The 24,980-nt window shown below is 56.5% G+C and carries 24 protein-coding genes; 19 read left to right on the forward strand and 5 right to left on the reverse strand.

What is annotated here, in order from left to right; genetic code table 11:
* Positions 1-10 precede the first annotated feature (10 nt).
* On the reverse strand, positions 11-1,774 hold the full coding sequence (locus DV711_RS11250) for an FAD-dependent oxidoreductase (protein ID WP_114695807.1): 1,764 nt from the start codon (positions 1,772-1,774) through the stop codon (positions 11-13).
* 463 nt (positions 1,775-2,237) lie between these two features.
* Between DV711_RS11250 and DV711_RS11255 the strand changes: the two genes are divergently transcribed.
* Positions 2,238-2,540, forward strand: coding sequence for an HlyU family transcriptional regulator (locus tag DV711_RS11255; protein ID WP_114695808.1), 303 nt, complete (start codon positions 2,238-2,240; stop codon positions 2,538-2,540).
* A gap of 665 nt (positions 2,541-3,205) precedes the next feature.
* Here DV711_RS11255 and cysG read toward each other — a convergent pair.
* Entirely contained in the window at positions 3,206-4,627 is a 1,422-nt protein-coding gene (cysG, locus tag DV711_RS11260; protein ID WP_114695809.1) for a siroheme synthase CysG, read from the reverse strand.
* A 351-nt stretch (positions 4,628-4,978) separates the two neighbouring features.
* On the opposite strand from cysG, the gene DV711_RS11265 reads away from it, so the two are divergent.
* The gene (locus DV711_RS11265) at positions 4,979-5,317 is read left to right on the forward strand and encodes a zinc ribbon domain-containing protein YjdM (RefSeq protein ID WP_114695810.1); all 339 of its coding nucleotides are present in this window, start codon (positions 4,979-4,981) and stop codon (positions 5,315-5,317) included.
* A 103-nt stretch (positions 5,318-5,420) separates the two neighbouring features.
* Here the strand turns inward: DV711_RS11265 and DV711_RS11270 are convergent, their stop codons facing one another.
* The 3 genes from DV711_RS11270 to DV711_RS11280 all read right to left on the reverse strand — a co-directional run bounded on the left by DV711_RS11270 (position 5,421) and on the right by DV711_RS11280 (position 8,448).
* The gene (locus DV711_RS11270; RefSeq protein ID WP_114695811.1) at positions 5,421-5,906 is read right to left on the reverse strand and encodes a DUF934 domain-containing protein; all 486 of its coding nucleotides are present in this window, start codon (positions 5,904-5,906) and stop codon (positions 5,421-5,423) included.
* Positions 5,890-7,548, reverse strand: coding sequence for a nitrite/sulfite reductase (locus DV711_RS11275; RefSeq protein ID WP_114695812.1), 1,659 nt, complete (start codon positions 7,546-7,548; stop codon positions 5,890-5,892). The genes DV711_RS11270 and DV711_RS11275 overlap by 17 nt, the downstream gene beginning before the upstream one ends.
* Positions 7,549-7,641: 93 nt before the next feature.
* Positions 7,642-8,448, reverse strand: a complete 807-nt coding sequence (locus DV711_RS11280; RefSeq protein ID WP_243633801.1) for a sulfite exporter TauE/SafE family protein — start codon at positions 8,446-8,448, stop codon at positions 7,642-7,644.
* A 296-nt stretch (positions 8,449-8,744) separates the two neighbouring features.
* Between DV711_RS11280 and cysD the strand changes: the two genes are divergently transcribed.
* From cysD to DV711_RS11360, 17 genes are all read left to right on the forward strand, one after another.
* Positions 8,745-9,671, forward strand: a complete 927-nt coding sequence (gene cysD / locus DV711_RS11285; RefSeq protein ID WP_114696303.1) for a sulfate adenylyltransferase subunit CysD — start codon at positions 8,745-8,747, stop codon at positions 9,669-9,671.
* Positions 9,672-9,858: 187 nt separating this feature from the next.
* Positions 9,859-11,598 carry a sulfate adenylyltransferase subunit CysN gene (cysN, locus tag DV711_RS11290; protein ID WP_114695814.1) on the forward strand — a complete coding sequence of 580 codons (1,740 nt, stop codon included), beginning with the start codon at positions 9,859-9,861 and terminating at the stop codon, positions 11,596-11,598.
* Between the two features lie 275 nt (positions 11,599-11,873).
* Positions 11,874-12,455 carry an electron transport complex subunit RsxA gene (rsxA, locus tag DV711_RS11295; protein WP_114695815.1) on the forward strand — a complete coding sequence of 194 codons (582 nt, stop codon included), beginning with the start codon at positions 11,874-11,876 and terminating at the stop codon, positions 12,453-12,455.
* A gap of 13 nt (positions 12,456-12,468) precedes the next feature.
* On the forward strand, positions 12,469-13,113 hold the full coding sequence (rsxB, locus tag DV711_RS11300; protein WP_114695816.1) for an electron transport complex subunit RsxB: 645 nt from the start codon (positions 12,469-12,471) through the stop codon (positions 13,111-13,113).
* The gene (gene rsxC / locus DV711_RS11305; RefSeq protein WP_114695817.1) at positions 13,110-15,917 is read left to right on the forward strand and encodes an electron transport complex subunit RsxC; all 2,808 of its coding nucleotides are present in this window, start codon (positions 13,110-13,112) and stop codon (positions 15,915-15,917) included. The genes rsxB and rsxC overlap by 4 nt, the downstream gene beginning before the upstream one ends.
* Before the next feature lie 4 nt (positions 15,918-15,921).
* Positions 15,922-16,959, forward strand: a complete 1,038-nt coding sequence (gene rsxD / locus DV711_RS11310) for an electron transport complex subunit RsxD (protein ID WP_114695818.1) — start codon at positions 15,922-15,924, stop codon at positions 16,957-16,959.
* Positions 16,960-16,961: 2 nt separating this feature from the next.
* Positions 16,962-17,639 carry an electron transport complex subunit RsxG gene (rsxG, locus tag DV711_RS11315; protein WP_114695819.1) on the forward strand — a complete coding sequence of 226 codons (678 nt, stop codon included), beginning with the start codon at positions 16,962-16,964 and terminating at the stop codon, positions 17,637-17,639.
* On the forward strand, positions 17,632-18,345 hold the full coding sequence (locus tag DV711_RS11320) for an electron transport complex subunit E (RefSeq protein WP_114695820.1): 714 nt from the start codon (positions 17,632-17,634) through the stop codon (positions 18,343-18,345). Before rsxG ends, DV711_RS11320 begins: the two co-directional genes overlap by 8 nt.
* Before the next feature lie 36 nt (positions 18,346-18,381).
* Positions 18,382-19,014 carry an endonuclease III gene (gene nth, locus DV711_RS11325; protein ID WP_114695821.1) on the forward strand — a complete coding sequence of 211 codons (633 nt, stop codon included), beginning with the start codon at positions 18,382-18,384 and terminating at the stop codon, positions 19,012-19,014.
* 230 nt (positions 19,015-19,244) lie between these two features.
* Positions 19,245-19,556, forward strand: a complete 312-nt coding sequence (locus tag DV711_RS11330; protein WP_114695822.1) for a DUF4124 domain-containing protein — start codon at positions 19,245-19,247, stop codon at positions 19,554-19,556.
* A gap of 94 nt (positions 19,557-19,650) precedes the next feature.
* Entirely contained in the window at positions 19,651-20,862 is a 1,212-nt protein-coding gene (locus DV711_RS11335) for a BaiN/RdsA family NAD(P)/FAD-dependent oxidoreductase (RefSeq protein ID WP_243633802.1), read from the forward strand.
* Between the two features lie 621 nt (positions 20,863-21,483).
* Positions 21,484-21,978 carry a hypothetical protein gene (locus DV711_RS11340; protein WP_114695823.1) on the forward strand — a complete coding sequence of 165 codons (495 nt, stop codon included), beginning with the start codon at positions 21,484-21,486 and terminating at the stop codon, positions 21,976-21,978.
* Positions 21,979-22,462: 484 nt separating this feature from the next.
* Positions 22,463-22,777, forward strand: a complete 315-nt coding sequence (locus tag DV711_RS11345; RefSeq protein ID WP_114695824.1) for a hypothetical protein — start codon at positions 22,463-22,465, stop codon at positions 22,775-22,777.
* Positions 22,778-22,901: 124 nt separating this feature from the next.
* Positions 22,902-23,228, forward strand: coding sequence for a hypothetical protein (locus DV711_RS11350; protein ID WP_114695825.1), 327 nt, complete (start codon positions 22,902-22,904; stop codon positions 23,226-23,228).
* Between the two features lie 108 nt (positions 23,229-23,336).
* Positions 23,337-23,732 (forward strand): DUF2750 domain-containing protein, encoded by a 396-nt coding sequence (locus DV711_RS11355; protein WP_165840090.1) that lies wholly within the window; start codon positions 23,337-23,339, stop codon positions 23,730-23,732.
* A 124-nt stretch (positions 23,733-23,856) separates the two neighbouring features.
* On the forward strand, positions 23,857-24,342 hold the full coding sequence (locus DV711_RS19350; RefSeq protein ID WP_133297447.1) for a hypothetical protein: 486 nt from the start codon (positions 23,857-23,859) through the stop codon (positions 24,340-24,342).
* A gap of 89 nt (positions 24,343-24,431) precedes the next feature.
* Positions 24,432-24,932, forward strand: coding sequence for a hypothetical protein (locus DV711_RS11360; protein ID WP_114695827.1), 501 nt, complete (start codon positions 24,432-24,434; stop codon positions 24,930-24,932).
* Positions 24,933-24,980: the final 48 nt, after the last annotated feature.

The following is a 24,980-nucleotide window of genomic DNA, read 5'->3' on the forward strand; positions in this document are numbered from 1 at the left end:
GTCTCCTGCCCTAGGCCAACTTAAGGATGAATTTCTGCATATCCCAGGCGCCGGTCGGGCAGCGCTCGGCACAGAGGCCACAGTGCAGGCACAGGTCTTCATCTTTGACCATCACCTGGCCGGTCTTCAGATCGGCTGAAACGTAAAGATCTTCTTCGCTGTCGCAGGCCGGAACCCGCAACCGCGAGCGCAGATCCTGCTCTTCACCGTTGTCGGCGAAGTTGATGCAGTCCATCGGGCAGATATCTTCGCAGGCACCGCACTCGATACAGCGGTTGGTGGTAAACACCGTGTGGACGTCGCAGCTCAGACAACGGGCCGCTTCTTTGAGCGCCAGACGCTCGTCGAAGCCCAGTTCAACCTCGGCATCGATCCGTTGCAGCGCATCGCCAAGATCCATATGAGGAACCGCCTGACGCTCGTCATTGGAAACCACGTTCTGGTAGCTCCACTCGTGGACCCCCATCTTCTGGCTGATCAGGTCGTAAGTCTCAGCGGGGCGTTCCTCCACCAGGTCTTTGCCCTGGCAGTACAGATCGATCGACAGCGCCGCCTGATGGCCATGGGCCACGGCGGTGATCACATTTTCGGGGCCGAAAGCGGCATCGCCACCGAAGAACAGTCCCGGACGTGTCGACTGCAGGGTCTGATCGTTCAGTACCGGCATGCCCCAGTTATCAAACTCAATACCCAGTCCCGGTTCGATCCACGGGAACTTGGCATCCTGACCGATCGCCACCAGTACGGTGTCGGCGGCGATAAAGACCGGCTCCTGTCCGGTCGGCACCAGCGAGCGCTTGCCGTTCTCGTCGTAAACCGACTCGACCACATCGAAGCGCATGCCAACCAGCTTGCCATCCTCGATAACATAATCTTTAGGCACATGGTGGTTCACAAAGGTGATGCCTTCGGCCTGGGCGTCGTCTTTCTCCCAGGGTGAAGCCTTCATGTCCTCGTAGCTGGAGCGCACCACCACGTTGACCGCCTTGGCCCCCAGGCGCAGCGCGGTACGACAGCAGTCCATCGCGGTGTTACCACCACCGAGGACGATCACATTCTTGGTGGTTTCGGTGATGTGGCCAAACGCCACCCCGGCCAGCCAGTTGATACCCACCTGGACCTGCTCGCCGGCTTCATCACGACCCGGAATTTTCAGGTCGCGACCGCTGGGCGCGCCGGTGCCGACAAACACCGCGTCAAAATTCTCTTCCAGCAGCGACTTCATGCTGGTGATATCGGTGCCGAAACGGGTTTCGACTCCCATATCCAGTACCCGATCGACCTCTTCGTCGAGCACTTCCTCGGGCAGTCGGAACGCCGGAATCTGGCTGCGAACCATCCCGCCAGCCTTGGCATCGCGGTCAAAAATGGTGACCTGATAACCCAGCGGCAGCAGATCCCGCGCGACCGTCAGCGACGCCGGACCGGCCCCGATCAAACCGATCCGCTTACCGTTTTTCTCGGTCGGGATCGTCGGCAGGCGATCGGCAATATCCTCTTTATGGTCAGCCGCCACCCGCTTCAAACGGCAGATGGCAACCGGTGTTTCCTCGACCCGACCACGGCGACAGGCCGGCTCGCATGGACGGTCACAGACCCGCCCCAGCACGCCCGGAAAGACGTTGGACTGCCAGTTCACCATATACGCATCGGTATAACGGCGCTCGGCAATCAGGCGAATGTATTCAGGTACCGGCGTATGTGCCGGGCAGGCGTACTGACAATTGACCACTTTATGAAAGTGTTCGGGGGATTGGGTATCGGTTTGTTTCACGAAGACCTACCTAGGTTATTCCCATCTCTAAAGGAATGGCTACATCGACAGGTAAGAGTGGAGCGGACAGCCTGTGTACAACGGACATACAACAAAGCGACCTACCCTGATCTGCTCAAAGATCACGAGGCTGGATCGGGAGCTAAAACCTATACAAAGTGCAGCTTCATTATTTCCAGACCGGTCAATAACAGCTTGTCAATAACCAGCCCAGGGTATTAATAGGGCCAAATATTACCAGCCCCCCGACCAATAACCATAAGGACAATACCTACATAGGTCTAAATTGAATGCCAAACTGCAACAAAACTTTGCTAACAGCCCCCAGACAAACCCGCCTCAACACTTTTTCACTCCCAATTCGCATTGATACAGCCCTCTCTATCTGAACTCCAATTGAGCTGACAACTCAGCCACAAGCGGGCAAACTTAGCCTCATAGTTACGTTTGATTGGAGAGAGTTATGGGTCTGCTCGATAGTTTGAAAGGCTTATTCAGCGGTGCTGAAGGCAGTGACAAAGGGGCTGAACAGCAGCAGGCCTATGAAGAGCAGAGCATCGATTACGAAGGCTTTCATATCACCCCGGCGCCGATCAAAACCGGCAGCAGCTATCGGGTCGCTGCCACCATCACCAAAGGGGAAAAAGAGCACCACCTGATCCGTGCCGATGAGATGCCTTCATTGCAGGACTGTATCGAGATCAGCTTGCGCAAATCGAAGCAGATGATTGATCAGCAGGGTGAGGGATTGTTTGAGTCTCGGTGACCAGCTGGATCACCACATCGTATCCGCTCCAGACTCGCTGAGAAGAGACTGCTTGAGCAAATAACGCGTTGTATATTCACGTATTCTCTTGAATTAACGCGCTCACCCCTTAGCTTCATTGCGCCCCGCCGGGCGCCTTCATTTTGTCAATCGCGACAAAACGAAGCAAAACCGCTTTTCGGTGCCAGCCGCCTGCTGCCACCCTAACGGATTCGCTGCGCGCGCAAGCGCAATTCGGGGCGCAGCAACGGGGCTCCTGCCCCGACGCTGCGGCTCGGCGTCCCAGCCTCGCCCCTCTTTACAAAAGAGGGCCTGGTCCGAATTTCGCTTACGTGCTCACCGGCAGCAATGACAGGTCTTCGACTCGACAACGGAAGTGATGGCTTGCACCCAATCCCCCTTCGACAACGATAAATTTCGAACTGAAACAGGCCCGTTAGGGTCGCGTCATGGACGACGCGACGGGGCGCAGGGGCATGGATGCCCCTTCGACCCGCCCAGTCCGGAATTTATAGCGCCGTAGGCGCGTACCCGCAGGGCGTTATCGCAGGGGCCGCCTAGGATTCTTAAGGATATGGCGGCGCATATCCTTAAGGTGCCCGGCATGGCACTAAGAGGAGTCCAGGTTAAAGACCAATGCTTAACGTTGGACTCAAGATCAAGAATTACTGCTCCCGTAATCCCAACACCGGGTGAGCCTCTTCTTCCTCACCCTTAAACCAGGCCAGCTTATCCCGCAGCTCAACCACTTCACCGACGATAATCAAACTCGGAGGTTGCAGCGGATTGCGCTCGAGCTCCTGTTCGATCGTCGCCAGGGTACCGACAACCACTTTCTGCTGCGGCGTCGAACCACCCTGCACCAACGCCACCGGCGTTTCCGGTGCCTTACCGTGGGTCACCAGCTGCTTGGCAATATGGCCGACCCGGTGCAGTCCCATGTAGAACACGATGGTCTGGTTTTCCTGCACCAGCTCGGGCCAGTTCAGGTCCGAGGTACGATTTTTCAGCTGACCGGTGATGAACTTGACCGACTGGGCATAGTTTCGGTGGGTCAATGGAATACCGGCATAGCTCGAACAGGCTGAAGCGGCGGTAATGCCCGGCACCACCTGGAACGGAATCTGGTGCTCGAACAGCTCTTCCAACTCCTCCCCGCCCCGACCGAAGATAAAGGGATCGCCGCCCTTCAGGCGCAGCACTTTATGGCCCTTGAGAGCCTGCTCCACCAACAGCTGGTTGATCCCCTCCTGGGGTACCGCGTGGTTACCGCTCTCTTTGCCGACATAGATCCGCTCAGCATCACGCCGACAGAGCTCGACAATACGCGGCGAGACCAACCGGTCGTACAGCACCACGTCGGCCTGCTGCATCATCCGCAGCGCCTTGAAGGTCAGCAGATCGGGATCACCGGGACCGGCACCGACCAGATAGACCTCTCCGGTGGTCTGCTCCTGCGACTGCTGCAGCTCTTTCTCCATCCAGGCTTCCGCTTCCTGCAGCTGGTTCGCCGCCAGTTTTTCCGATACCGGACCGTACAACACCCGCTCCCAGTAAGCCCGACGCGAAGCGATCTTGCCGAAACGTTGTTTGACCTTGTCTCGGAAGCGCCCCATCAGATTAGCCAGGTCCGCATAGTAACGGGGAATCAGCGCTTCCAAGCGTGCCCGCACCATCCGTGCCAGCACCGGCGAGGCTCCACCACTGGATACCGCGATCATCAGCGGTGAACGATCGACGATGGCCGGGAAGATAAAGCTGCACAGCTCCGGGCTATCCACCACGTTGACCGGGATTCCGGCGGCCTGGGCATCGCCATGGACCTGCACATTGAGTGCATGATCATCGGTGGCCGCCACCACCAGCAACGCTCCCTCCAGCATCTCGGCCTGGTAGCCCTGCTCCAACGCCTCGCCATCGTACTGGTCCAGCAGCGCGTGGATCTCTGGACGGATTTCAGGGGCCACCACCCGCACCCTGGCACCGGCACGGCACAGCAGCTCGGCTTTACGCTCGGCCACCATCCCGCCACCGACCAACAGGCAGGGCTTGGTTTTCAGATCAAAAAACAGCGGTAGATATTTCATACAACGTCCCGGTCTTATCAAGGAATAGGCCAAGTTTGGGCCATCCTAACCCAGCCCGACAACGACGATGATCAATTTTGCAGAAAAAATTTGCTAAATATCACAATCGTTTTAAGCCATTATTTCACCAAAGCTGGGAATTCAAACCAGCTTCCTAAAGCAGCCACAGACAGGCCCTTTTTCCAGCTTAATCCACCGATCGAAGACCCATATCTGGATTCTTCTGCCATGATCCTGCACTATCTCGGCGTCTGCCTAGCGGGTACCCACCCGGAGCATCGGTAAGCCTCGTCTCCATAAGAGCGACTCCAAAGCTCCAGCTTTTCAACAAATGCAACGAAGCCATAATCTATGTCACTGCCACCCTGCCCCAACTGCAATTCCGAATACGTCTATCAGGATCAAGACCAGCTGATCTGCCCCGAGTGCGCCCACGAGTGGAACCCCGCAGATACTACCGCCGACGAGGAGGTCATCACCGCCAAAGATGCCAACGGCACGCTTTTAAACGCAGGCGACAAGGTCACGTTGATCAAGGACCTGAAGGTCAAAGGCAGCTCCCAAGTGCTGAAGATCGGCACCAAGGCGTTGATCAAGCGGATCGTCGACGGTAAAGACCATGAGCTGGACTGCCGCGTCGATGGCGCCGGCGAGATGATGGTCACGGCCAAATTCGTCAAAAAGGCCTGATCACTCTTAGTTCTCCTCCCGCCTGCACAAGCCCCATCGACAGATCAAAAAAAACCCGGCCTAGGCCGGGTTTGAACAAACTATCGAGCAGCCAAAGAAGGGGTCACTGCCGATAGATAGGACGCGGATCGTCTTCCGCACCTTGGTTGTTGACGCTGATCTCACCGAAGGCGCCAAGCATTTCCGGGCTGAAGCGATCTTCGGCAATCTCCATCGCGTCGATGCCGCAACGGTGCATAAAGCGCAGGCGGTCCCGGGTCACGTCACCGCTGGCGCGGATCTGGCCTTTGAAACCGGCCCGACGCAGCAGACGGGCCTGTGAGAAGGCACGGCCATCGGCAAAGCTGGGGAAGTCGACTGCAATCACGCTCAGTCGCTCCAGCAGCGGCTCCAGCTCGACCACATCCAGATCGTTGGGGATCGCCACCGCCAGCTCGCCGTCGGCAGCCAGCAGCTCGTCGCGCTGCTGTGAAAACAGCTCCCAGGCCAGAATCGCCGGGTTGTTACCCAGCTGGGCCAGTTGCTCGGTGTCGTCTACCCGCACCCAGTGGTCGTCGGCGACCACTTTCTGATCAATTAACAGCGGCATAGACACGCTCCTTAAACGGCTTGTTACCTACCCGGCGAACGGTATCGATAAAACGCTCGCCCTCTTCACGAATTTCAACAAACACCGACAGGATCTTCTCCAGGGTGCTAGCGACGTCGTCGCGCGGAATCGATTTGCCCAGCACCTTACCCAGCGATGCATCGCTGGCGGATGAGCCGCCCAGCGTGATCTGGTAGTAGGACTCACCGTTCTTGTCGACGCCCAGGATACCGATGTGGCCCACGTGGTGGTGCGCACAAGCATTGATACAACCGGACAGTTTCAGTTTGATCTCACCCAGGTCGTACAGGTAATCCAGATCGTCGAACTTCTGCTGGATCTGACGGGAGACGCTCAGGGTCTCGGCGTTGGCCAGGGAGCAGAAATCCAGCCCCGGGCAAACAATCATATCGTTGATGGTACCGACCACCGGACGGGCCAGATCCAACTCGACCAGCGCCTGCCACAACGGGTACAGGTCAGCCTGATTGATGTTGGCGAACACCAGATTCTGTTCGTGGGTGCTGCGGACCTCACCGAAGTTGTATTGGTCGGCCAGATCGGCAATCGCATCGAGCTGCACATCGGTGACATCACCCGGCGCCTTCAACAGGCCCTTCAGGGTCAGGGTCACGGCACGGTAGCCCGGCACCTTGTGATCGAAGGTGTTGCGCTCGATCCAGACCGCGAAGTCCTGATCGCTGTTCAGCTTCTCGTCGTAGCTGCTGCCTGAGGCGGCATCGGCAGCGTAAGCCGGCAGAGCAAAGTCAGCTTTTACCCGGTCGATCTCGGCCTGGGTCAGCTTCAGTTCGGTATCACGGATCTGTTCCCACTCGGCTTCGACCTTGGCACCAAACGCCTCAGCACCCATCGAGTCGACCAAAATTTTGATCCGGGCCTTGTACTTGTTGTCACGACGACCCAGCAGGTTGTAAACCCGCAGAATCGCTTCGAGGTAAGACAGCAGGTCCTGCTGCGGCAGGAACTCGCGGATCACTTTGCCGATCATCGGAGTACGGCCCAGGCCACCGCCGACCAGCACTTCGAAGCCGACTTCACCGGCGTCGTTCTTAGTCAGACGCACACCGATATCGTGAACCTGGGTCGCGGCACGGTCCTGCTCGCAACCGGTCACGGCGATCTTGAACTTACGCGGCAGGTAGGCGAACTCAGGATGCAGAGCGGCCCACTGACGGATGATTTCACTCCACGGACGCGGATCTTCAATTTCACCGGCAACCACACCGGCGAACTGGTCCGAGGTCACGCTACGGATACAGCTACCGGAGGTCTGAATCGCGTGCATCTGCACGGTCGCCAGCTCAGCCAGGATATCCGGCACCTTCTCCATCTCCGGCCAGTTGAACTGGACATTCTGACGGGTGGTGAAGTGGACGTAGTTCTTGTCGTAGTCACGAGAGATCTTGGCCAGCATCCGCATCTGGCGAGAGGACATCAGACCGTAGTTGATCGCAACTCGCAGCATCGGTGCATGACGCTGGAAATAGAGACCGTTCTGCAGACGAAGAATACGAAACTCTTCCTCCGGAATCTGACCGGCCAGGTAGCGTTGAGTCTGATCGCGGTATTGTTCTACCCGCTCTTCGATCAGCCGCTGGTCCTGCTCGCTGTATTGATACATCGTGTTATACCTTTATTTACCTATACCACCCATCGGGGTTGAGCCTTTCAGGACAACCAGGGGGACGGGACCCCGTTTCTAATTTCCAGCCGGTTAACCGGCCAGCACAAATCGTAATCCGATCACCAGAAGCAGCGAGCCCATCAGCGGCTGCATAAACTTCGGTGACAGTTTCGCGCCCAGGCAGCCGCCGAGATAAACCCCGGGCAGCGAGCCGAGCAGCAGATACATCAGCAATGTCATGTCGACATGACCCAGCTGCCAGTGACCCAGGCCCGCGATACCGGTCAGCACCACGGCATGAACCAGGTCGGTGGCGACGATCATCGGCATCGTCATGTGCGGGAACAGCAGAATCAGCAGTGCTGTTCCCAGCGCTCCGGCGCCAACCGACGACAGTGTCACCAGCATGCCCAGCACAAAACCCGCCAGTGAGGTGACCGGCAGACGCCAGCGACGACCGGCGGCCTTCAGCTTCGGTGCATCCAACTCGATCACGTAGGTACGGATCCGATTCCGTAGGAACACTGCGACCGAGGTCAGCACCAGACTGACCCCCAGGGTCAGGTTGATCAGATGTTCCAGCAACTGGGGCTGTTCGATACCGCTCAGCAGCCACAGGGTCAGCAACGAGCCCGGCACACTGCCGATCAGCATCGCACGGACAACCTGCCAATTAACCAGCTTCTGCTTGGCGTAGGGCACCACTCCGCCCATCTTAGTGACGGCGGCGTACAGCAGGTCGGTACTGACGGCGACAGCAGGGCTGATGCCGAAGCCGACGATCAGGATCGGCGTCATCAGGGCTCCACCACCGATCCCAGTCAGACCGACGATAAATCCCACTACCAAACCGGCAAAGCTGTAGGCCAATTCCATGACGTTGATTACCCAAGCCATTCACTATTACTAAAGGCGGCTATAGTAATGGCCACCAAATATAACGCAAAAGAATAATTAGAAATTCACTTAGTTCCAAAAAGAATAACCAGAACAACTAAAAGAAGATCAACCGCTTCCACTGCCAGACCTCTTAGCAAATAACAAAAAGAAATAAATAGATTCAAATATATTCTTTTTTATTTTAAGAAGACCTCAAGTAAGATAGGCGCCCTTAGGATTGGGGAAGGCCTGTGCAACGCCCTCCCCCGCAAGTCATTCAGTTGATGACCCACTCTGTTGAGACCAAAGAAACCATGAACGCCCAGCCGCAGCTGTCAGAACAACGCCTGACCCACCTCAAACAGCTCGAAGCCGAGAGCATCCATATCATTCGCGAAGTCGCCGCCGAATTTGAGCGTCCCGTGATGCTCTACTCCGTCGGTAAAGACTCCGCCGTGATGCTGCACCTGACCCGCAAAGCGTTCTACCCGGGCAAGCCGCCGTTCCCGTTGATGCACGTCGACACCACCTGGAAATTCCGGGAGATGATCGAGTTCCGCGACAAGATGGCTGAAGAGGCCGGCATGGACCTGATCGTCCATATCAACCAGGAAGGGGTCGACATGGGCATCGGCCCGTTCACCCACGGCTCTAAAAAGCACACCGACGTGATGAAGACTGCGGCGCTGAAACAGGCACTGGACAAGTACAAGTTCGATGCCGCCTTCGGTGGCGCCCGTCGCGACGAGGAGAAATCCCGCGCCAAGGAGCGTGTATTCTCATTCCGCGACAAGAACCACCGCTGGGATCCGAAAACCCAACGTCCGGAGCTGTGGAACCTCTACAACGCCAAGATCGACAAGGGCGAGAGCATCCGGGTATTCCCGCTGTCCAACTGGACCGAGCTGGACATCTGGCAGTACATCCATCTGGAGAGCATCCCGATCGTTCCGCTGTACCTGGCCAAAGAGCGCCCAGTGGTCGAGCGTGACGGCCTGATGATCATGGTCGACGATGACCGGCTGCCGCTGGAGCCGGGCGAAAAGCCACAGATGAAGTCGGTCCGTTTCCGTACCCTGGGTTGCTACCCGCTGACCGGTGCGGTCGAGTCGGAAGCGGCGACCCTGCCGGAGATTATTCAGGAGATGCTGCTGACCACCACCTCCGAGCGCCAGGGCCGTGCGATCGACCACGATCAGGCGGGGTCGATGGAAGAAAAGAAGAAAGAAGGTTACTTCTGACGAATCGATTTCAGGACAGACTCGGCACTCCCGGCCGTCGTTGGGGAAGCGCTCAAAATGCTCATTTGCTTCAGCAAACTGCGCTTTTTCAAACGCCTCCGCCTAGCCCAATCGCACCGGTCCGCACCCTGAGAGAGTTTTTATTCCGGTTAAAAAGAATCAGCAAGAATTTGAAACGAGCGACACCATGAGCCACCAATCCGAACTGATCAGCAGCGATATCCACGCCTACCTGGCCCAACATGAGCGCAAGGAGCTGCTGCGGCTGCTGACCTGCGGCAACGTCGACGACGGCAAGAGCACCCTGATCGGTCGCCTGCTGCACGACTCCAAGATGATCTATGAAGATCAGCTCGAAGCGATCAAGTCCGACAGCGTCAAATCCGGCACCACCGGCGAAGAGGTCGACCTGGCCCTGCTGGTCGACGGTCTACAGGCCGAGCGGGAGCAAGGTATCACCATCGACGTGGCCTACCGCTACTTCTCCACCGCCAAACGTAAATTCATCATCGCCGACACCCCGGGACACGAGCAGTACACCCGCAACATGGCCACCGGTGCGTCCACCTGTGACCTGGCGGTTATTCTGATCGACGCCCGTCATGGCGTTCAGACCCAGACCAAGCGTCACAGCTTTATCACTTCGCTGCTGGGCATCAAGCACACCATCATCGCCGTCAACAAGATGGACCTGGTGGACTTCTCCGAGCAGGTATTCAACGACATCCGTAACGATTTCCTCGACTTTGCCGAGGGACTGAACATGAACGATGTCCGTTTCGTACCGCTGTCGGCATTGAACGGCGACAACGTGGTCAACCTGTCCGAATCGATGCCCTGGTACAAGGGCAAGCCGCTGATGGAGATCCTCGAATCGGTCGAGATCGCTTCGGATCGCAACTTCGATGACCTGCGCTTCCCGGTGCAGTACGTCAACCGCCCTAACCTCAACTTCCGCGGTTACTGCGGCACCCTGGCTTCCGGAGTGGTCCAGCCCGGTGACGAGATCAGCGTACTGCCGTCGGGTAAGCGCTCCAAGGTCAAATCGATCGTCACCTACGATGGCGACCTGGACCAGGCGTTCGCGCCGATGGCGATCACCCTGACCCTGGAAGACGAGATCGACATCAGCCGTGGCGATATCATCGTCCATGCCGGCAAAGAGCCGGTCGCTTCCGACCGCTTCAACGCCCACCTGGTGTGGATGAACGAAGCGCCGCTGCTGCCGGGTAAGGAGTATCTGGTCAAGATCGGTACCACCACGGTGACCGGCCACATCTCCAGTCTGCGCCACAAGATCGACGTCAACACCCTGGAGCAGCAGCCCGGTGCCGAACTGGCACTAAACGAAATCGCCCTGTGCGAGCTGAGCCTGGACCGTCCGGTAATCGGTGATGATTACAGCACCCACCAAGGCACCGGCAGCTTTATCGTGGTCGACCGTCTGAGCAACCTGACCGTCGGCGCCGGCATGATTACCCAATCCGTCAGCCATGACTCGGTTCAACTGAGTGACTCCCAGCTCAGCGACACTGCGCTGGTCAGCCGTGAAGATCGCGCCCGCCGCTTCGGCCAGCAAGCCACCAAGCTGTACCTGACCGGCGCCTCCGAAGAGCAGCGCCAAGCGGTTGCCAACAGCCTGGAGAAGCAGCTGTTCGACCTGGGTCGAGCAGTCACCCAGATCAGTGACACCCAGCTGCAGCTGGCGATCAATCAAGACCTGGGCGGCTCCGACAGCAGCCGTGAGCAAGCCGCGATGCGCCTGGATGCGGTAGCCGAACTGATGTTGTCAGCCGGCCTGATCTGCCTGTGCGTCAGCGATACCGCGCCGAGCTACGCCAAACACCGCGTCCAGATCAACCCGGATTCCCCGGCCGATGCCATCCCGGCAGCACTGGACCTGCTGAAACAAGCTGGCGCGCTTTAACCGGACCTAACAGGCAACAGCCAGGCTACTGTCAGGCTAAATCAGGTCACCATCCCGGCATCGCCGGGGTGGACCCTCTGCCGGACCTACTGCAACGCGGAACAAATCGCCCAAATTGAGGGCGCCAAGCATGACGAATCACTGCTTTGGCGCTAGAATGGGCGATTTTTCATCGACCCGTTTCCCGATTCGGGTAATACCGCAGCTGCGAGATGGCCAAATCGCCAACCCTCAGCCTTTGTTAGACGACGTTTTCGACGAGAGTACAGGTCACCATGACCGACTACCTGCTAATTCTGATCAGCACCGTACTGGTTAACAACTTCGTGCTGGTACAGTTTCTGGGCCTTTGTCCTTTTATGGGGGTTTCGAACAAACTCGAAACCGCCATGGGGATGTCGTTGGCCACCACGTTCGTACTGACGTTGTCGTCGATCTGCTCCTATCTGGTCTACCAGTACCTGCTGCTGCCATTCGATATCACCTACCTTCGCACCATCAGCTTCATTCTGGTGATCGCCGTGGTGGTGCAGTTCACCGAGATGGTGGTGCACAAAACCAGCCCGTTGCTGTACCGAGTACTGGGTATCTTCCTGCCGCTGATCACCACCAACTGTGCGGTACTAGGGGTTGCGCTGCTGAACATCAACAAGCAGAACAGCTTTGTCGAATCGGCGATCTACGGTTTTGGTGCCGCACTGGGCTTCTCGCTGGCGCTGATCCTGTTCTCGGCGATGCGCGAGCGGATCGCGGTTGCCGATGTTCCGGCACCTTTCCGAGGCGCAGCGATCGGCATGATCACCGCCGGCCTGATGTCATTGGCTTTCCTGGGCTTCACCGGCCTGGTTCAGTTCTGAGGATCGCGCGTTAATGGAAGCAATTCTGATCGCAGTACTGATTTTGCTGGGCGTGGCACTGGTGTTCGGCGCCCTGCTCGGCTTTGCCTCGATCCGCTTTAAAGTCGACGGCAACCCGATCGTCGACCAGATCGACTCGCTGCTACCCCAAACCCAGTGTGGCCAGTGCGGTCACCCAGGCTGCCGTCCCTACGCCGAGGCGATCGCCAACGGCGAACCGATCAACAAATGCCCTCCCGGCGGCGAAAGCACCATCAATGCGCTGGCCGACCTGCTGGATGTCGAACCGCTTCCGCTGGACGCCGAGCATGGTGAAGAGCAGGTCAAGTCGGTCGCCTTTATCCGCGAGGATGAATGCATCGGTTGCACCAAGTGCATCCAGGCCTGCCCGGTGGACGCGATCCTCGGCGCCGCCAAGCAGATGCACACGGTTATTGTTTCTGAATGTACCGGCTGCGACCTCTGCGTCGAGCCCTGCCCGGTTGATTGCATCGACATGATCCCGATCGAAACCACCCTGTCCACCTGGAGCTGGGCCGAGCCGATGCCCGGTGTACAGCTGATCGCCACCGACCGTGGTCGCGGCGCGGATCAACAGGTAAACAACGACTCAGATAATCACACGGATGATTCCGACCAGCGGGGGAATGCCGCATGAGCCGGATCTGGAGCTTCCACGGTGGTATCCATCCGCCGGAAAACAAGCAGCAGTCGCTGCTTAAACCGCTGCGTCAGGCGCCGATTCCGCCGCAGCTGATCATCCCGCTGCAGCAGCATATCGGTGCACCGGCCACACCGCTGGTGGAAGTCGGCGAACGGGTCCTCAAGGGTCAGGCCATCGCCGAGCCCAGCGGTCACGTCAGCATCTATCAACACGCCCCCACCTCCGGCATTGTCAGTCATATCGGCAACTACTCGGTACCCCATCCGTCTGGCATGGAAGGGCTCTGTATCCAGATCGATACCGACGGCAAGGACGAGTGGATCGAGCATCAGGGCGTCGAGGACTTCCGCAGTCTGGAGAAACCCGCGCTGGCCGAGATGATCCGTTGTGCCGGCATCTCCGGCATGGGCGGCGCCGGCTTCCCGACCGAGATCAAGCTACACCTGGCCGACGATCACATCATCAACACCCTGATCGTCAACGCAGTCGAGTGTGAGCCTTACATCACTGCCGACGACATGCTGATGCGTGAGCGGGCCGCCCAGATCATTGGTGGCATCGAGATCGCCGCCCACCTGATCAAGCCGACCCACTGTCTGATCGGCATCGAAGACAACAAGCCGGAAGCGGCCATCGCCCTGACCCAGGCCGCCCGGGCCAGCGAGATCGAAATCGAAGTGGTGGTGGTACCGACCAAGTACCCCTCCGGCGGTGAGAAACAGCTGGTCAAACTGCTGACCGGGGTCGAAGTCCCGTACGGCAAGATCCCGGCCGACATCGGTATCGTGGTTCAGAACGTTGGCACCATGTCCGCCGTGAACCAGGCCGTCAAGCAGGGCAAGCCGCTGATTTCCCGGATCACCACCCTGACCGGTGATGCGCTGGACAGCCCCGGCAACTTTGAAGTGCTGCTGGGTACCCCGGTGGAGTTCCTGCTGCAACAGGCCGGACTCAACCCGATGAGCCTGAACCGCCTGGTCATGGGTGGCCCGATGATGGGTTACACCCTCAGCGACACCTCGGTCCCGGTGGTTAAAACCAGCAACTGCGTAATCGCCGCCACCGAAGAAGAGTTCCCCCAGGCCCCGCCGGCACAGAACTGCATCCGTTGCGGTCAGTGCGAGCAGGTCTGCCCGGCTGAACTGCTGCCGCAACAGCTGCACTGGTTTGCCAAGGGTAAAGAGTTCGACAAGGCCCAATCCTTCAACTTGATGGATTGCATCGAGTGCGGCGCCTGCGCCTATGTCTGCCCCAGCAACATCCCGCTGGTGCAGTACTACCGCTTCGCCAAGGGCGAGATTCGCCGCGAGCAGGCCGAGCAGCGCAAGGCCGAGCAAGCCCGGATCCGCTTCGAAGCCCGTCAGGAGCGCCAGGAGCGCGAGAAGGAAGAAAAGGCTGCCAAACGTAAGGCCCGTGCCGAAGCTGCATCACGCTCCCAGGCCAACCGCAAAGACCAGGTCGCTGCCGGCAAGCCTGCCGCCGCCGATCCGCAAGAGCAGATCAAAAAGCTCAAGACCGAAGCGGCCGTGGCGCGTACCAAGCTCAAGAAAGCCGAAAAAGCGCTGGCCGAAGACACTGCCAACACCGAACTGCAGGCAGCCGTCGAAGTCGCCCGCAGCAAGTCTGAACAGGCTCAACAGGCCTTGGAAGCGGCCGAAAAAGCCAGCCCGGCGCCGGCACCGACCCTGGCCGAGTTGAAGATCGCCGCCGCCACCGCTCGTACCAAGGTCACCAAGACCGAGAAGGCCCTGGCCGACGCCGAAGCCAAGGGTGCCGCCAGTGCCGATAAGCTGCGCGCCTCGCTGGACGGCTTAAGGGCCAAGGCCGAAGCGGCTCAACAGGCACTAGAAAAAGCGGAGCAAGCGGAAAAAACAGGCAGCTCCAGTAAGCCAGCCGCTCCGGCTGCTGATCTCAAGCAATTGAAGAGCGCCGCCTCGATCGCCCGTACCAAACTGAAGAAAGCGCAGAAGGCGCTGGACCAGGCCCGTGAAGACAGAGCCGACACCGCCGAGCTGGAACAGCAACTGGCGACGGCGCAACAGAAAGCCGACACCACCCAGCAGGCCTTCGAGGCCGCCGAGAAAGCAGCCGACCAGGCCGACGGTGGTCAAGCGGCTCCGGCAGCCGACGCGCCAGATCTGAAAGCGCTGAAGAGCGCCGCCTCGATCGCCCGCACCAAGCTGAAGAAAACCCAGAAGGTGATCGATCAGGCCCGCGAGGACGGCAAGGATACCGGCGCGCTGGAGCAGCAGCTGGCCAAGCTGCAGCAGAAAGCCGACGATGCCCAGAAAGCCTTCGAAGAGGCCGAGAAGGCGGAGCAATCCAGCAGCCCGGCACCGCAACCTGCTGCCGACAAGCCCGATTTGAAAGCGCTGAAGAGTGCCGCTTCGATCGCCCGCACCAAACTGAAGAAGACCCAGAAGGTGGTCGATCAGGCCCGCGAAGACGGCAAGGACACCAGCGCGCTGGAGCAGCAGCTGACCAAGCTGCAGCAGAAAGCCGATGACGCCCAGAAAGCCTTCGAAGCGGCCGAGCAAGCCGAAGCCGGCAGCAATACGTCACAGCCCACAGATGCTGGCTCGGACCTGAAAGCGCCCGACCTGAAGCAGCTCAAGAGCGCCGCAGCCATCGCCCGGACCAAGGTCAAGAAGACCGAGAAGGCCCTGGCCGATGCCCAGGCTCAAGGTTCCGAGTCGGCCGATTCACTGGCCACCGCGCTGGACAAACTGAAAGCCAAAGCTAGCCAGGCCGAACAGGCGTTGGCCGAAGCCGAACAGAATAGCGAAACCGTAGGTTAACCCGATGGCTCTGATCCACGTCAGCTCCCCCCACACCAATCGCAGCGGCAAAGCCGGACATGTGATGCGTCAGGTGATCCTGGCAACCCTGCCGGGATTGGCAGCGCTGTGTTACTACTTCGGCTGGGGACCGCTGATCAATGTCTTGTTTGCCAGCGGCCTGGCACTGCTATTCGAAGCTGCGGTCTTGAAGCTTCGCAACCGCCCATTGGGTTTCTATCTGGGTGATCTCAGCGCTGTACTGACCGCCTTTCTGCTGGCGCTGGCACTGCCGCCCTATATTCCCTGGTGGGTCACCACCATCGGCATCTTCGTAGCGATCGTGATCGCCAAGCAGCTCTACGGTGGCCTGGGGCAGAACCCGTTCAACCCGGCGATGATCGCCTATGCGCTGCTGCTGATCGCTTTCCCGGTCGAAATGACCCGTTGGAGCGCGCCGGAAACCCTGCTGGAAGGCCCGCTGCCCGGCTTTGGCGACAGTCTGGCGATCATCTTTGGTCAACTGGCCCTGCCCGATGGCGTCACCCTGGCCACACCGCTGGAGACCTTCAAGCACAAGGGTGGCCTGACCGGTGAAGAGCTGTGGGCCAGCTCGACCCTGCTGAATAACTTAGAGCCCTGGCAGGCGATCAGCCTGGCCTACCTGCTGGGCGGGGTTTACCTGCTGGTCCGCAAGGTCTACACCTGGCATATCCCGGTATCGATGCTCGGCAGCCTGCTGCTGATCGCCGGCCTGTTCTATGCCGCCGATCCGAGCAACTACGCCCCGCCGCTGTTCCATTTGACCGTGGGCGCGACCATGCTCGGTGCCTTCTTTATCGCCACCGACCCGGTCACGGCCGCCACCAGCAACAAGGGCAAACTGATCTTCGGTGCCTCCATCGGCATTCTGGTCTACCTGATCCGCAACTGGGGTAACTACCCCGATGCGATCGCGTTCGCGGTGCTACTGATGAACCTGACCGCACCGTTCCTGGATTACTACACCCGCCCCCGCACCTACGGCCATAAGCAGGCCGAGCGCGGCATTGCGAGGAAGTGAGCATGGCTATCGTTACCGCCATTCGAAATAACGCCCTGGCGCTAGGCCTGTTTGCCGTGCTCACCGCCGGTGCCATCGCGCTGACCCAGAGCGCTACCCGCGAGGCCATCGCAGACAATCGCGAACAGGCGCGGGCCAAGGCACTGTTCCAGATCGTACCGACCACGGCGCACGACAATGACCTGGTTCGTGACCGTTACACCCTCAACCGAACTCAACGCCTTGGCTACGAAGGCCCGGTCGAGGTCTACCGGGCCCGCACCGACGGCCAGGTTCATACCGTGATCCTGCCCGCCATCGCACCAGACGGCTATACCGGCAATATCGACCTGATCGTCGGCGTCAAACGCGACGGTAGCGTCGCCGGTGTTCGGATTCTGCGCCACCAGGAGACCCCGGGGCTGGGTGACAAGGTCGATGTGAAGAAGTCCGACTGGGTTCTAAGCTTTAACGATCAGCGCCTCAACGGCGAAGACGATCCTGACTGGGCGGTGAAGAAAGACGGTGGTCGCTTCGACCAATTTACCGGCGCCACCATCACCCCGCGGGCGGTGGTCGGGGCGGTCAAACAGGCGGTGCTGACCTTTGAAGCCAACCGTGCTGCCCTGTTGGAAGACACCCCGCTCAGCAGCGCCGAAGAGAGCACTATAAAGACCACTGCAGGAGACGCCAATGGCTGATTCATCGCGCCCGATCGACTGGAGCAAGATCACCTACGACGGCCTGTGGCACAACAACCCGGCACTAGTGCAACTGCTGGGCCTCTGCCCGCTGCTGGCGGTTACCGGCTCGGTGGTCAACGCCCTCGGCCTGAGCCTGGCCACTATCGCGGTACTGGTCGGTTCCAACCTATGCGTGTCACTGATCCGCAACCTGGTACCCGACACGGTCCGTCTACCGGCCTTCGTGATGATCATCGCCTCGCTGGTAACCTGCGTCGAGCTACTGATGCAGGCACTAACCTACGAGCTGTACGAAATTCTCGGCATCTTTATCCCGCTGATCGTGACCAACTGTGCCATCCTCGGCCGCGCCGATGCCTTTGCCCGCAAAAACCCACCGCTACCGGCTGTTCTCGACGGGCTGATGATGGGCCTAGGTTTCAGCGCCGTACTGGTGCTGCTGGGAGCGATGCGTGAATTGCTCGGCACCGGTACCCTGTTCGCCGATATGCAGCTGCTGTTTGGCCCGGTGGCCGAAAGCTGGAAGCTGACCCTGATCGACGACTACCGCGGCTTCCTGTTTGCGGTGCTGCCGCCAGGCGCCTTCGTCGGCATGGGACTGATCATCGCGGTCAAGAATCTGATCGACGAGCGCCTGAAACAGCGCGCCAAGCCGGTCAGCTCCGAGCCGGCCGCCAACAAGCGTGTTCGCGTTACCGGCTAAGCCGGATAGCTATCCCGTTGATACCGAGTCCGATCGATGAACAAGCAAAAGCGACAAGAGATCTTTGCCCGGCTGCGCGATGACAATCCCAACCCCAAGACCGAGCTGAACTACTCCAACCCGTTCGAGCTGCTGGTGGCGGTCACGCTGTCGGCCCAGTCCACCGATGTCGGCGTCAATAAGGCCACCGACAAACTGTTTCCGGTGGCTAACACCCCGGAAGCGATCGTCGAGTTGGGCGTTGACGGCCTGAAGTCCTATATCAAGACCCTCGGGCTCTACAACGCCAAGGCCGAGAACGTCTACAAGGCCTGCCAGATACTGGTCGAAAAGCACAACTCCGAAGTGCCGGACACCCGCGAAGCCCTCGAAGCGCTGCCCGGCGTCGGCCGCAAGACCGCCAATGTGGTCCTCAATACCGCCTTCCGTCAGCCGACCATGGCGGTGGATACCCATATCTTCCGGGTTTCAAACCGTACCAAGATCGCCCCCGGCAAGAACGTGCTCGAGGTGGAGAAAAAACTGCTCAAGTTTGTTCCCAAAGAGTTCCTGCTCGATGCCCACCACTGGCTGATCCTGTTGGGGCGCTACATCTGCACCGCCCGCAAACCCCGTTGCGGCGCCTGCCTGATCGAAGATCTGTGCGAATTCAAGGACAAAACCAGCTAGACCGGCTACCTCAGCCAATGGCCGGGATATCAGGTCTAGCAGCCTAAAGCGTTGGCGTTATCTGCAGCCACACACTGACCCCTCCAACGTTCATCGGCACCGATGCCAAAGATCGGTACTCAACGAACCCTTCGTGACACTTTGGTGAAAAATCGAGCTAATACTATAGCCGTTGGCCCCCATTTCGGCGTATAAAGGGTTTTACGCATATAAATCACAGGGGTAGTGATATGCATAAAGCTGTAGCGGTCTTTCTGGTGGCCCTGGCGCTAGCACCACTTCAAGCCAATGCCGCAACCGATGTCTATAAGTGGATCGACAAAAACGGCGTTCCCACTTTCGGTGAACACCCGCCCGAAGGGGTGCCCTACACCAAGATGAAGTTTTACGGCGTCGCCCGACCGCCATCCCGGACGCAGCAACCGGCCAAACAAGCCTATAATCCGAAACCCAGTACCGGCCTGAGCGCGCAGCCCAAGGCCAAAGCCACACCGGCAACCGATCCCGGTTCAGGTGCCGCGGGACAACAAGCCAAACCCTGATCGGTTAGCCCCCCCCTAACCCGCGAATGAGACTCCCGTCCGGTTGACCGGGCCGCTATAATAGCGGCCCCATTTGCTGTCCCGGTATCCCGATTTGACCACCTCCTCTGTTGACTACGACGCCATCATTATCGGCGCCGGTGCCTCCGGCCTGATGTGTGCTGCCCAAGCCGGCTACCGCGGTCGCCGGGTACTGGTACTGGATAAAGCCCGCAAGCCGGGTCAGAAGATTCTGATCAGCGGTGGCGGTCGCTGTAATTTCACCAATCGCAGCGTCGATCCCAACAACTACCTGTGCAGCAATCCGCACTTCGTCAAATCGGCTCTGGCACGTTTCAGTGCGCAAGACTTTATCGACCAGGTCGAACGCCACGGTATCGATTTTGAGGAGCGTGATCACGGCCAGTTGTTCTGTATCGAATCGGCCAAACAGATTGTCGAAATGCTGCTGACCGAGTGCGACTGGGCCGGGGTCGAGATTCGGTTGAACACCGACGTGCAGTCGATCCAACGAATGAGCGAGCGCTATCCGGGCCAGCCGGGCTGGTTGGTGCATACCGGCGAGCAATACCTCAAGGCTGACAAACTGGTGATCGCCAGCGGCGGCCTGTCGATTCCGAAGCTGTCCTCCGCCTTCGGCTACCGCATCGCCGAGCAGTTCGGGTTAAAGATCCAGCCGACCTCCGCCGGCCTGGTCCCCTTTACCCTGCACACCGAAGACAAAGAGCAGTTCAGCAACTTCAGTGGAATCAGCCTAGCGGTGGAAATCAAGGCGCTGAACGGCCCCACTTTCATCCGCGACCTGCTGTTTACCCACCGAGGCCTATCCGGACCGGCGGTGCTGCAGATCTCCAACTATTGGCAACCGGGTGAGCCGGTTCAGATTAACTTTCTACCCCAGCAGGATCTGGATCAACTGCTGGAGCAGCAACTCGAAGCCCACCCGCAGCAATCGCTTAAGAATGCGCTAGGGCGCTACCTTCCCAAGCGGCTGGCCGAGCTGCTAACTGCACCGCTAGCCAGCGCCTCAGAACCACTCATCCAACTGCGTCGCGATGATCGTGAGCTGCTACGCCAACGGCTGCATCACTTCGAGCTAAAACCCAACGCCACCGAAGGCTACCGCACCGCCGAAGTCACCCGCGGTGGTATCGACAGCGACGAGCTCTCATCCAAAACCTTTGAAGCCAAACGCGAACCTGGACTGTTCTTTATCGGTGAGGTTATCGATGTCACCGGCTGGCTGGGCGGCTACAACTTCCAATGGGCCTGGGCCTCCGGACATGCCTGCGGGCAAGCTCTATAGTGTATTTATAAAATTAAAACGAAGACTGTTGTAATAAAGCGAAGACAATCTATCCGCTTTTTTCTAAGCAGAAACGAAAGTAGGCGGTCTCTAAGCTCGAATTGTCTTCGTTTTTACACTTCTAGAGAGCAAGCTAACCCCAGCCACCTCAATTTCAGGCCTAGATAGCTTTAGTTAACTCCATGTGGATAGCTCAGATCGGTATTTCGGCTTAGATATCCTTGAAGCAGTGAGCTTTGACTGGCTGCATTCACCCAAGATCGGACATTGGGGCAACACTTGTTAGGAGTCCCCTAACAACACTTTCCTGCCGCTGACGATCCATCTTCCTGGGACCTCCCGAATCAATCTTATTTTCTCGTAAGCAGACGTTGGTCCGCTTGAGTCTTCTGGACTGGACGTGCCAAAGCAGCCATCAGAGCCCTTGGCATTACTGTGTATGAATACAACATATCTAGCCGTTTTTGCTAACCGCGCTCGTTTTGTCGAAATTGGTGGCACGGTTTGCTCTGGCAAGTTTCCCTCAACTCCTGCATGATCAGTGCTTTAGGGACAGCAGGCACTGAGATACTGTGCCACCCCACCAAGATATATGCGCATGCTCGTTTTCATAGGAGGAAGATGACAGGTGTTTTCCAATTCTTCTTTTTATTCAGTCGTTTGCCAACCTGTATTCAGGATATCGATATGGCAAAACGAGCGCGCTCAAGAATAAAGCTGTTATGTGTAGAAATAAAGATGAATGAAGAAGCATCAAAAATAGTTATAGATTTAGCTAAGGAATTAATCTCCTTTGTTTCTTCTCAAGAATCGAATTGGAAGACAGCATATTTTCGTTTCCATATAAACGGAAGCAATTACGGTTCTAATGGTTCCTATGAAATATCTGAATCTATCAAGCTATTTGACCCATTCGAAGATGAGTCATTCTTTGACACAATGAACACGCAAGGAAAAAAGCTTCATAATATTCTTTCTAAAAAATCAGAGCCCTTTATAGTTATGCTACTTACAATTGATCACTCAGGTAACTACAAAGTACTTTTTGAAAACAAAGACGCTGATAAATGGAAAATTTCAAAAGCAAACGGGGGTACGGGTGTGCCTAACACATAACAAGCAAAGGCAGCATCGCCCTATGGGCTGGACGCGCTAACGCGCGCCGCTGCTTTGGGCGTTAAATTGCAAGGAGCGATACGCAAGTTGGAAGCAATCAACACAGTCGGAATAGTGGCAACGGTCCTCGTATTCACAGTATCCGTTGTTCTTGCGCCTATTGCTCTAGTGCGTATCGCCAAAAGCTATTTGCGTGTCTGTGCACATGTGAAGCCTTCCGCACTAGAAAGACATTCCACACTACGGTGGAATCGCTTCAACGCTTTGTTCTTTCCTGACGCACTTGATGAGGTCGGGGCTGCAGCCAGAAGATCTGTGCTACGAAACACAGCCATTTTCTTTACGTTAATCGGCCTTACAATGGCCCTGGCGGTTACAAATGGGCTTGCAACTTAACAAGGCAATCAACTTCAGCCCTTCGGGCTCGGAACTCCGCAAGCAAGCTTGCTCCGCCCCGTTATTGCGGCGTTATGTGGCATAGATAATGAAGCTAATACTCTACTTTCTTTTGACGATTTTTATCGCTACGGGGTGTACTGAAAAGCCGATAGATAGAGTTACCGGCTTACTAATAATTAATGAATCCGGGCAGGCTTCAATCAAGGAGTGTGGAACGGATCTCATGTTTACCTTCGGGCAAAAGCTGTCACCATCTTTCTATGTATTCCTACAAGATGGTAAGCAATTAGCTAAAGCCGGAAGTATTGTGGTTTCAGTAAGCGGGGTTATCAAAGATCAGGTCATACTCGAACCACAAGAGCATGACATGACCAAAGGAGTGTGCAGCAATGCCACATAACAAGGCCGTCAACGTTCAGCCCAACTACGTTGGGCACGGAACTCAGCTGCTACGCAGCTTCGTCCCGTTACGGCGGCGTTAGCGATACTGTGTGGAAGCCCCGAGTGCAAAAGGAAATATTGGTTTGGCCGCAAAGATCTTCACAGGTTTCATTACTCTGCTGCTGGTTTTAGAAGCTATCGCAGCATCAGTCTCCGTACCAAAGTATGAAAGTATCTTTACTGGTTTTGGTGCAAAGCTCCCCTTTTTCACTGAAGTCATCGTGGCTAGTACATTTTGGATTTGGCTGCTCCCCTTAGCTGCCTTAGGCATCATCTATCAGCGAATGCCTAAGGGTAAAAGCTACGTACTCCCAGTGCTGTTTATCTTTGTCCTGGGCGTGCTATATGTACCCGCAGCACTCTATGGTCTCTATTTACCAGTCTGGGAACTAGCGGAGGCTCAAGCCTAGTGATCGCTAACAAGGCAGTCAACTTAATGCCCAACTACGTTGGGCACGGAACTCCGCCGCTACGCGGCTTCGTCCCGTTACTGCGACGTTATGTTTCAAGGAGAGATCGTGCCTTACAAAATGAATGAGCAGCAGTTCCAAGCTGTGAACGATCTCTCAGACGATGAGCGTTACCGCCACTTCATTTCCAAGGTCGCCGACTGGCAGCAAGTTTGGGGTGTCCGGAATTCCGAGGGTTGGCTTACCCCAGCAACGCCTGACGATTTAGATTACTTCCCCTTTTGGCCTCATCCTGAATATGCTCAACGCATCGCTGACGAGCACTGGCCTGGGCATGAGGCCGAAGAATTTGATTATGAGTTCTTAATCACCGAAGGTCTTGAACAACTAAGCAACGACGGCATGAAAGTCGCTGTCTTTCCAAACCTCGGTTGGCAGTGTCTGGTTTTAGATGCCAAGCAGTTGCTAAACGACTTACTGATAGAGTCTGAGAGGTACAGTTGAAACATAACAAGGCATTCAACTTCAGCCAGCAAGCTGGCTCGGAACTCAAAACCGCTGCGCGGTTTTTCGTCCCGTTAATGCGGCGTTATGTGCTCTAATGGCTGATGCTCAAAGGTAAGGTGTAATGTTTTATCCAAGGGAAGCCAAACGTGATTTTTATTACACAAGCAGAATTTGGTCATTAATTCTTACATTCCCCTTTATTGGATTAATTCTTATATCAAAGAACAGCGCCATTTCCTATGCAGCAATAAATGCTTTCCCGGTAGAAGCAACGGCAAGTGTGAGTAGCGTAAAGGATTCCGCTACACGTAGAAAAAGCATTGTCATATATTATTCATTTAGTGACAGCTCGGGAAAAACTCAAGTAGGCCAGTACATCAAGTCATACAAAAAAAGGCACTTGAAACTATACAAAACAAAAGAAATATCAATTATCTACTCATCCTTGCTGCCTAAATTTAGTACAGCAAAAGAAGGAAGATATGATAACTCAATAAGTTTTTACATATTCCTAGGTGGCTCGATTGTAATAATTCTTTGTATTGTTTTTAATTTTTACAGCTTTTATAAAACAACAAAACTTAAAAAAGAAGATATTTACTATTAATAAACAAGTTTCAATTAATGCACATAACAAAGCGTTTAACTTTACGCACTACTATGCGGGGCGCGGCGTTATATTTCCTAGAGAGCACAATGGAATACGATAAATCGAAGTTTAAGAGTATGGATGTCTCATTCGGTTACACTGGGATAAAACTATTCGATCCTAGCGAATTAGATAAAGCTCAATTAGGGTACTCCGTACATCCAAATGGAGAACCCCTTACGGGCATGGAACAAGGCGACTGGCAAGAATCCTGGGTCGTAATTGGTCACATCACCGATTGTGGTGACCCAATATTCGTAGATATTTCAACTGATGATTTGGTGGTATTTACGGCTACCCATGGTCGAGGTTTTTGGGTAGCAGAATTAATCTCTAGTTCATACTACAGCTTTCTCGCTGTAATGGATAAGTTTTTAAAGCTGTCTCAGGACAGAAGTTTTCCCGTCGAATTAGAAAACAACCCAATGACACGGGCGGAGTATGACGAATTCGTTTCTTTTGTTTCAGACACCGCAAAAATATCTGATACTTTCTTTTGGGAGCTTTTGGTTTCGGATGAAGAGTCAGGCATTGGGCCTGAAATATAACAATTACAGACAATCGGACTTCCGCAGCTGCGCTGCTCCAGCCCGTTA

Source organism: Motiliproteus coralliicola (assembly GCF_003345655.1).
GTDB lineage: Bacteria > Pseudomonadota > Gammaproteobacteria > Pseudomonadales > Balneatricaceae > Motiliproteus > Motiliproteus coralliicola.

Coding starts and splice junctions, on each gene's coding strand:
- rsxG (WP_114695819.1), top strand. CDS start 16,962: ATGGCTATCGTTACCGCCATTCGAAATAACGCCCTGGCGCTAGGCCTG.
- DV711_RS11360 (WP_114695827.1), top strand. CDS start 24,432: ATGGAATACGATAAATCGAAGTTTAAGAGTATGGATGTCTCATTCGGT.
- rsxA (WP_114695815.1), top strand. CDS start 11,874: ATGACCGACTACCTGCTAATTCTGATCAGCACCGTACTGGTTAACAAC.
- rsxD (WP_114695818.1), top strand. CDS start 15,922: ATGGCTCTGATCCACGTCAGCTCCCCCCACACCAATCGCAGCGGCAAA.
- nth (WP_114695821.1), top strand. CDS start 18,382: ATGAACAAGCAAAAGCGACAAGAGATCTTTGCCCGGCTGCGCGATGAC.
- DV711_RS11265 (WP_114695810.1), top strand. CDS start 4,979: ATGTCACTGCCACCCTGCCCCAACTGCAATTCCGAATACGTCTATCAG.
- DV711_RS11330 (WP_114695822.1), top strand. CDS start 19,245: ATGCATAAAGCTGTAGCGGTCTTTCTGGTGGCCCTGGCGCTAGCACCA.
- DV711_RS11345 (WP_114695824.1), top strand. CDS start 22,463: ATGAAGCTAATACTCTACTTTCTTTTGACGATTTTTATCGCTACGGGG.
- cysN (WP_114695814.1), top strand. CDS start 9,859: ATGAGCCACCAATCCGAACTGATCAGCAGCGATATCCACGCCTACCTG.
- DV711_RS11275 (WP_114695812.1), bottom strand. CDS start 7,548: ATGTATCAATACAGCGAGCAGGACCAGCGGCTGATCGAAGAGCGGGTA.
- DV711_RS11270 (WP_114695811.1), bottom strand. CDS start 5,906: ATGCCGCTGTTAATTGATCAGAAAGTGGTCGCCGACGACCACTGGGTG.
- DV711_RS11320 (WP_114695820.1), top strand. CDS start 17,632: ATGGCTGATTCATCGCGCCCGATCGACTGGAGCAAGATCACCTACGAC.
- DV711_RS19350 (WP_133297447.1), top strand. CDS start 23,857: ATGTTTTATCCAAGGGAAGCCAAACGTGATTTTTATTACACAAGCAGA.
- rsxC (WP_114695817.1), top strand. CDS start 13,110: ATGAGCCGGATCTGGAGCTTCCACGGTGGTATCCATCCGCCGGAAAAC.
- DV711_RS11255 (WP_114695808.1), top strand. CDS start 2,238: ATGGGTCTGCTCGATAGTTTGAAAGGCTTATTCAGCGGTGCTGAAGGC.
- rsxB (WP_114695816.1), top strand. CDS start 12,469: ATGGAAGCAATTCTGATCGCAGTACTGATTTTGCTGGGCGTGGCACTG.
- cysD (WP_114696303.1), top strand. CDS start 8,745: ATGAACGCCCAGCCGCAGCTGTCAGAACAACGCCTGACCCACCTCAAA.
- cysG (WP_114695809.1), bottom strand. CDS start 4,627: ATGAAATATCTACCGCTGTTTTTTGATCTGAAAACCAAGCCCTGCCTG.
- DV711_RS11280 (WP_243633801.1), bottom strand. CDS start 8,448: ATGGCTTGGGTAATCAACGTCATGGAATTGGCCTACAGCTTTGCCGGT.
- DV711_RS11340 (WP_114695823.1), top strand. CDS start 21,484: ATGACAGGTGTTTTCCAATTCTTCTTTTTATTCAGTCGTTTGCCAACC.